Here is a 6437-nt window from a genome sequence, read left to right as displayed (position 1 = left end):
GCCATCATCGACCCTGTGAATGAGGCATCGATTGGCCTAGCTGTGAGGCTCGGACTTGCGCATGTTCCCGGAGCGGGCGTCCCCGGCGACTACGAGGTGTACCGGCTTTCCTAGCTGAAATAACAGCCCTGCTCACGTCCAAATGACGTCAGCAGGGCGTTGAACGACAAAACAATGCCAGTAAACACCGGCAATTGCCTTATCCAGTGAGTGATGATGCCTCTTCGCGTTGGCTCGTGCTCAGAGAGCTTTTTCCTTCACTTTCAGCTCTTTTATCCCCTCGTAGGTGGCGAAGGTGCTGGACAACAGTTACTGCAATTGCACCAACCAGCACGATGTAGATTCCGATCGTGATCGGTGACGAGAACAGAATTGAAGGATCGCCTTCGGAGACTGCAAGTGCACGACGGAGCTCGGTCTCTGCCAGTGGCCCCAGGATGACGCCGATAAGCAGTGGCGCAATGGGCATTTGATACCGGCGCATGAGGAACCCCAAGAAACCAAGAGCGAAGAGAAGGAAAAGGTCAAAGGTGGAGGAAGAGATCGCATAAACACCCAGCATCGCGACGATAACAATGCCTGCGTACAGGTAGTGATTGGGAATGTAGAGCAACCGAGCCCACATCGGCGCCAAGAAAAGGTTCAACGCAAGGAGCACAAAGAGGGCGATAAACAACGAAGCCAGAAGAGTCCACACCAGGTCACCGGACCGCTCAAAGAGCAAAGGCCCTGGCTGCATTCCATACTGCTGGAAAGCAGCCAGCATGATGGCGGCCGTCGCAGAAGTAGGTAGGCCCAGAGCCAGCAACGTTCCCATTGCGGTTCCCGCAGTTGCGTTACCTGCGGCCTCTGGTGCTGCAAGCCCTCGGATTGAGCCAGTGGTACCAAAATCCGTATCACCGGTGTGCTTCGCTATGCGCTTCTCCGTACCGTAAGCCAAGAATGTCGGCACCTCAGCACCGCCCGCCGGGATCATTCCAAACGGCGCACCGAATAGAGTGCCGCGGACCCAAGCCGGCAGGGCCTTCTTAAAGTCCTTACCTGAAAGCTTGGCGATGCCACCAGTTGAGAGCTTGTGCGCTTCTGGGTCCTTGCGGATCCTGGATGCGATATGGAAAACCTCTCCTAACGCCAGCAAACCGACCGTAATTACAACGATATCGATGCCGTCGAATAGCCCAGGCTGGTCGAACGTAAACCGGGACGACCCGGACGGCCCATCGATACCAACAAGTGACAGCGCGACACCGATTGCGAGCGCTCCGAGTCCCCTAATCACAGACTCTGACACCACGGAAGAGATTGCTACGAAAGCAAACACGGCAAGTGCAAAGTACTCCGCCGGTCCGAACTGCGTTGCCATCTTCACCAAGTACGGCGACATGAATACAACGATGATGGTCGAAAACAGACCACCGATGAAAGCGCCGATAGCTGCCGTCGCAAGTGCCTTAGCCGCTTGACCGTTTTTGGCCATTCGGTGACCTTCGAAAGTTGATGCAATTGCTGACGACTGACCCGGCGTGTTCAAAAGAATTCCTGCGGTGGAATCACCGAACAGCCCGCCGAAATAAACACCCGCAAACATAATGAATGCTGCTGTGGGGTCGAGGGCAAAGGTGATCGGCAACAGCAAGGCCACTGCCATAGAGGAGCCGAGTCCCGGCAAAACACCTACTGCTGTACCGAGCACCGCACCGATAAATACAAATAGAAGGTTGTAGGGCGTGATAGCGGACAAGAAGCCCTCAAACAGAAGTCCTAACTGATCCATCAGATGCCTCCAAAAAATCCGGTCGGTAGATTCAGCCCCATCAGAGCGCCAAAAATCAGTTGAATAACGGATGCCACGATGAGCGAAACCCAAATATCAAAAACTGGTCGCTCTGACCCCAGGAAATGCGCTACCAGCCAGAACAATGCAGCAGCGGCTATCACCCAACCCAAATAGGGAAGCGCGATAATGAATGCCAGAACCGATACGAGGACCGCACCGAGCGTCTTCCAGTCAGAATTCACAATCGGTCGAGCCTTTGAATCTGCCGGAATGTCAGCCTTTTCTTTCCAGCTGCGCCGATTCAACAGTTCCTCGTGCAACATGGAATCTTCGCTGTACTTCATGCCAGCAAGATCGTGAAGCATGTCGATAGACATCTCGTAGATGTCCGAGTTATCTACGGAGTCAGCACCTTTTTCAACTTCTGGCCGTCGAACGATGTCAAAAGCTAAGGCTGCTGCGAATATGGCAGTCAAGATTCCCAACAGCATGGGAGTAAATTGAGGTCCCGGCTTGCTTTCGGAAAGCACTTCCATCGTCAAGGATCCCCAGATCAGGATCCCAGCCACGATTGCCAGAATGGCAACCATGACAAATTCGCTTCTCCCGCGCAGCACCGACTTTTCGCTACTTTTCATTTCTACAATCCCAACTGTTCGATAAGTACCTTCGTGCGGGCTGTCTCTTCATCGATGTAACGATCAAGCTCCTCGCCGGTCATGTAGGCGTCGGTCCAACTGTTACGGTGAACCGCCTCTTGCCATGCTTCACTTCGATGCAGTTCATCAACGATCTCTCGCAGTTCTTCCTCTGCTTCTGCAGGAATGCCGGGAGGTGCCAGGAACCCTCTCCAGTTGGACATCTCTACGTTGATGCCTTGCTCCTTGAAGGTGGGCAGATCAGGTGCCGTCTCGATTCGCTCACCAGATGAAATTGCAAGCGCCCTCAGGGTTCCTGCCTCGACCTGGTCGGCGATTTCGTTATAGCCAGAGATGCCGATATCGGTCGTATGGCTCAACAGCGAGTTCAACGCCTCCCCACCCCCTGAATACGCAATGTAGTTAGCGTCTTTTGGATTGATTCCAATTTCCCCGGCGATGGCCCCGGTCAACAAATGATCAATAGACCCGAGCGATCCTCCCGATATCGAGAATCCTTTCGGATCGGCCTTCCATGCAGTAACAACGTCATCGAGCGTTTCATATTCAGAATCTGCAGGCACCACCAAAGCTGAGTAGTCATCCGACAGACGAGCAAGCGGCACTACATCCTTAAGCGTCGCTCCACTCCCCTTTAGCTCGATGGCGCCGATCATGACACCACCCGTAGTCATGATTGTTGATTCTTCCCCCTGCATTTGCACAAATTGCGAAAGCCCGATCGTCCCACCGGCGCCGGGAATGTTCACGACTTTTGCGTTATTAACAATGCTGTCTGCACGTAAAACCTGTTGGGCTTCCCTAGAAAAACCATCCCAACCTCCACCAACCGCTGCTGGAGCGATGATGGTCAGATTCGCACGAGCCTCCCCCGTACTCGCACTGTTGGCCGACTGATAGATAGCTGCTCCCGATAAACCAATAGCAACGGCTGCGGTCACAACTTGCAACGCTTTAACCATGGCGCCTCCTTTCGTTGCAAACATCGACATAACATTGTCCCGTATCACTTACAACCGATAAATGTGAACCGTGTCATGTTTCTAAACTTTCTACACCAAAAACATTCCGAACATAAGGGGTTGATTACTGTTTCTATTTGTGCTTAGTTTGTTTTATTCTCAGCACATTGAGATGCAGGACACTTTCAATGCCGAAAGGACACGTATGTCAGACAACATTTCAACTGCACGCCAGGACATCGATGCAGACGTCATCGTGATCGGAGGCGGAAACGCCGGGTTCAGTGCCGCCCATGCTGCTGCAGAACGCGGACGCAAAGTCATCCTTCTCGAGCGCGGCGAAGGTGACAGAGCAGGCGGAAATTCCTATTTCACCGCCGGAGCAACCCGAATCGCTCACGGTGGGTTGGAAGACCTTAAGGACCTCGTCGAGTATGACGAAAGGCACGAAAATACCGTCGTGCCTCCCTATTCGGCAGATGAGTACCGTGCCGACCTGGAGCGTGTCACCGAAGGTCGGACAGATGCTCGTATGGCAGAGATCCTGGTCAATGAATCTGCCGATGCCCTTCGCTGGCTCAAGTCCTTGGGATTGAAGTACCGCTTGATGTATGAGCGTCAGGCGTACAAACGTCCAGATGGTTCATACCTCTTCTGGGGCGGCCTGCATGTTGGAAATGTAGACGGTGGCGTAGGCCTCATCGCTGACCACACACGCGTTGCTCAGGAAAACGGCGTTGATATTCGATACGGGGTGCGCGCGCTAGACCTTCTCCTTGAAGACGGAAAGGTATGCGGGGTCATCGCAGAAAAGGATGGTCAGCAGTTCACGCTCCGCGCCGAATCCACAGTGATTGCCTCGGGCGGTTTTGAGGCCTCCCCCGAAATGCGTGCTGAGTACCTGGGTGAGCGCTGGGCGAACGCTAGGGTCCGTGGCACCCTATACAACGTTGGCGACATGCTCCGCGCTGCTCTGAAGATCGGTGCCGCGAAGGGCGGAGACTGGGAGACATGCCACTCAGTTCAATGGGATGCAAACCCCGAGATCAACGAATCCAATATCGAACTCACCAACCGCTTGACCCGTCAGTCGTACTTCTTGGGCCTGCTCATCAACAATGAGGGCAAGCGCTTCCTCGACGAAGGAGCGGATTTCCGAAACTACACCTACGCAAAGTACGGAAAAGTAATCCTTGAGCAGCCCGACTCAATCGCTTATCAGATCTTTGATGCTGATCTCCGCCCAACGCTTCGCACCGAAGAGTACGACATGCCAGGAATCTCCGAGGTGAAGGCAGATTCTCTGGAAGAGCTCGCAAAGCAGATTGGTGTAGACCCAGACACATTCGTTGCGACGATTAACGACTTCAACGCGAACGTCAACGATGCAGAGTTTGATCCCACAGTCAAAGATGGAAAGGCGTCCTCTGTAACTCCGCCGAAATCCAACTGGGCAACGCCTATCGATAAGGCACCGTTCTATGCCTACCCGGTTACTTGTGGCATCACTTTCACCTTTGGCGGTCTGAAGGGCGACGACAACGGGAGAGTTCTCAATGAATCTGGCGAGATCATTCCAGGACTGTTTGCTTGCGGCGAAGCTCTCGGCGGACTGTTCTCCACGAACTACCCTGGTGGATCTGGACTTGCAGCGGGATGCGTCTTTGGTCGCCGTGCAGGTAGTGTTGCATAAATAGCGGAACACTGGTGTACAAACTAGCCCGGCCCTTCGGCCGGGCAATTTTTACGGAGGCTCTCAAAATGCGCGATGACATATTCACCCAACTTCGCAACGAGATATTGAATGGCACGCTTCTGCCCGGCACTCAACTGAAAGAAGTCCAGCTGGCTAACCGCTTTGGCGTTTCTCGTACACCGGTCAGAGATGCACTTTCCCGTTTAGAAGACTTGGGGTTGGCAGAACGCGTTAATCGAGGTCTCGAAGTGCGCGGTTTGGATCCAGAACAAGTTATCCAAGTCTACGACATGCGGATCTTGCTCGAAGTCGAAGCGTCCGGCCAAGCTGCTCAGAATCGGAACCTGAACGATATCCTCACGCTTGAAGCACTCCTGGAAAGAGATAGGAGCTTAGAAAATCCGACGGATGCCGAGCTCATCCAAACCAACCTGGAATTTCACCGTGCAGTCTGGAAAGCGACCCAAAATCCTGTTCTTATCGATCTACTAGAGCGCCTCATGACCCATTTGGTTCACGCTCCTACATCCACGCTTAGCGTCGACGATCGACAAAACGAGGCCCTGAATGAGCACGCTAAACTCATAGAAGCAATTAGCGATCGCAATACTGCGGCCGCTCGAGATATTGCCAAGCAGCACTTCAGCACAGCGCGCGAAATCCGGATGAACCTACTCCGAAAAGCTGCTCTACGAGATGCCACTCAGTAGAGGTTCACAACCCTAAGATCCCAGATCCCGGACTGCTCATACCAACGAGTCCCATGGCTCTATCGGCCTGATCGGGTACCGCTCATCAACGGTAAAGCGTTGGCACACCACCTGCGTGTCGTCGTCGATATCAAGCTCCCCGATGTATTCCACAAATTCTGGCGAGCGCCAATAACGTTCATGCCCGGCACGCCATTCGCCGGCATCCGTGTAGCCCTCTCCCTCGGCAATGGCATGCTCGTCGCTCACGTCCGCCAACCGGTAAATCTGAACCTCAGTCGTGCGGATGACGCACACCACGTTGTCATGTGAGTCAAGGACGGCCTCGAGGGCACCCACTTCCTCATGCGGCTGATAGTCGTTGGGGTATTCAGCCAGCAAGGATGCTGTCGCAGTTTTCGTGCCGCCCAGGATGGCGTTGACAAGAGCGTCACGGAGCGGGCCTGGAAAGGCGAACTCGCCACGAGGCAACTCCGAAATGGGTTCTGCGGCGTCCCGATTCATACATTCATATTAGGCAGCGAGGCTCACCGTCCTTGGTGTCGCACTGTTATGCCTCGTAGTTTTGGGTTTCCGCAATCCTGGACAGTCGTTTTCCGCTGATCGTCTAGCTCTGTGTTTGTGCAACCAGAC

6 protein-coding genes are annotated in these 6437 nt (G+C 53.8%); 2 read left to right on the top strand and 4 right to left on the bottom strand.

All coding sequences use genetic code 11. The annotated features are described in order from the left end of the window. Positions 1–199: 199 nt before the first annotated feature. From HMPREF2617_RS01405 to HMPREF2617_RS01395, 3 genes are read right to left on the bottom strand one after another with little or no spacing between them, the layout of a single operon-like run. Positions 200–1774: a tripartite tricarboxylate transporter permease gene (locus HMPREF2617_RS01405; RefSeq protein WP_070839248.1), complete on the bottom strand. Its 1575-nt coding sequence runs from the start codon at positions 1772–1774 to the stop codon at positions 200–202. Further along, complete coding sequence (locus HMPREF2617_RS01400) at positions 1774–2415, bottom strand: tripartite tricarboxylate transporter TctB family protein (RefSeq protein ID WP_070839245.1); 642 nt, start codon at positions 2413–2415, stop codon at positions 1774–1776. Before HMPREF2617_RS01400 ends, HMPREF2617_RS01405 begins: the two co-directional genes overlap by 1 nt. 2 nt (positions 2416–2417) lie before the next feature. Then, the gene (locus HMPREF2617_RS01395) at positions 2418–3398 is read right to left on the bottom strand and encodes a Bug family tripartite tricarboxylate transporter substrate binding protein (protein WP_070839242.1); all 981 of its coding nucleotides are present in this window, start codon (positions 3396–3398) and stop codon (positions 2418–2420) included. Between the two features lie 205 nt (positions 3399–3603). Here HMPREF2617_RS01395 and tcuA point away from each other — a divergent pair, with 205 nt between their 5' ends. After that, positions 3604–5091, top strand: coding sequence for an FAD-dependent tricarballylate dehydrogenase TcuA (gene tcuA, locus HMPREF2617_RS01390; RefSeq protein WP_070839239.1), 1488 nt, complete (start codon positions 3604–3606; stop codon positions 5089–5091). 68 nt (positions 5092–5159) lie between these two features. Then, on the top strand, positions 5160–5804 hold the full coding sequence (locus HMPREF2617_RS01385; RefSeq protein WP_070839255.1) for a GntR family transcriptional regulator: 645 nt from the start codon (positions 5160–5162) through the stop codon (positions 5802–5804). 36 nt (positions 5805–5840) lie between these two features. On the opposite strand, the gene HMPREF2617_RS01380 is transcribed toward HMPREF2617_RS01385, so the two are convergent. After that, entirely contained in the window at positions 5841–6308 is a 468-nt protein-coding gene (locus HMPREF2617_RS01380; protein ID WP_070839237.1) for an ASCH domain-containing protein, read from the bottom strand. Between the last annotated feature and the right edge of the window lie 129 nt (positions 6309–6437).

The sequence above is a fragment of the Corynebacterium sp. HMSC070H05 genome, assembly GCF_001837615.1.
Taxonomy (GTDB): domain Bacteria; phylum Actinomycetota; class Actinomycetes; order Mycobacteriales; family Mycobacteriaceae; genus Corynebacterium; species Corynebacterium coyleae.
This window is presented reverse-complemented; position numbering and strand designations above follow the sequence as displayed.

Coding starts and splice junctions, on each gene's coding strand:
- HMPREF2617_RS01395 (WP_070839242.1), bottom strand. CDS start 3,398: ATGGTTAAAGCGTTGCAAGTTGTGACCGCAGCCGTTGCTATTGGTTTA.
- HMPREF2617_RS01405 (WP_070839248.1), bottom strand. CDS start 1,774: ATGGATCAGTTAGGACTTCTGTTTGAGGGCTTCTTGTCCGCTATCACG.
- tcuA (WP_070839239.1), top strand. CDS start 3,604: ATGTCAGACAACATTTCAACTGCACGCCAGGACATCGATGCAGACGTC.
- HMPREF2617_RS01380 (WP_070839237.1), bottom strand. CDS start 6,308: ATGAATCGGGACGCCGCAGAACCCATTTCGGAGTTGCCTCGTGGCGAG.
- HMPREF2617_RS01385 (WP_070839255.1), top strand. CDS start 5,160: ATGCGCGATGACATATTCACCCAACTTCGCAACGAGATATTGAATGGC.
- HMPREF2617_RS01400 (WP_070839245.1), bottom strand. CDS start 2,415: ATGAAAAGTAGCGAAAAGTCGGTGCTGCGCGGGAGAAGCGAATTTGTC.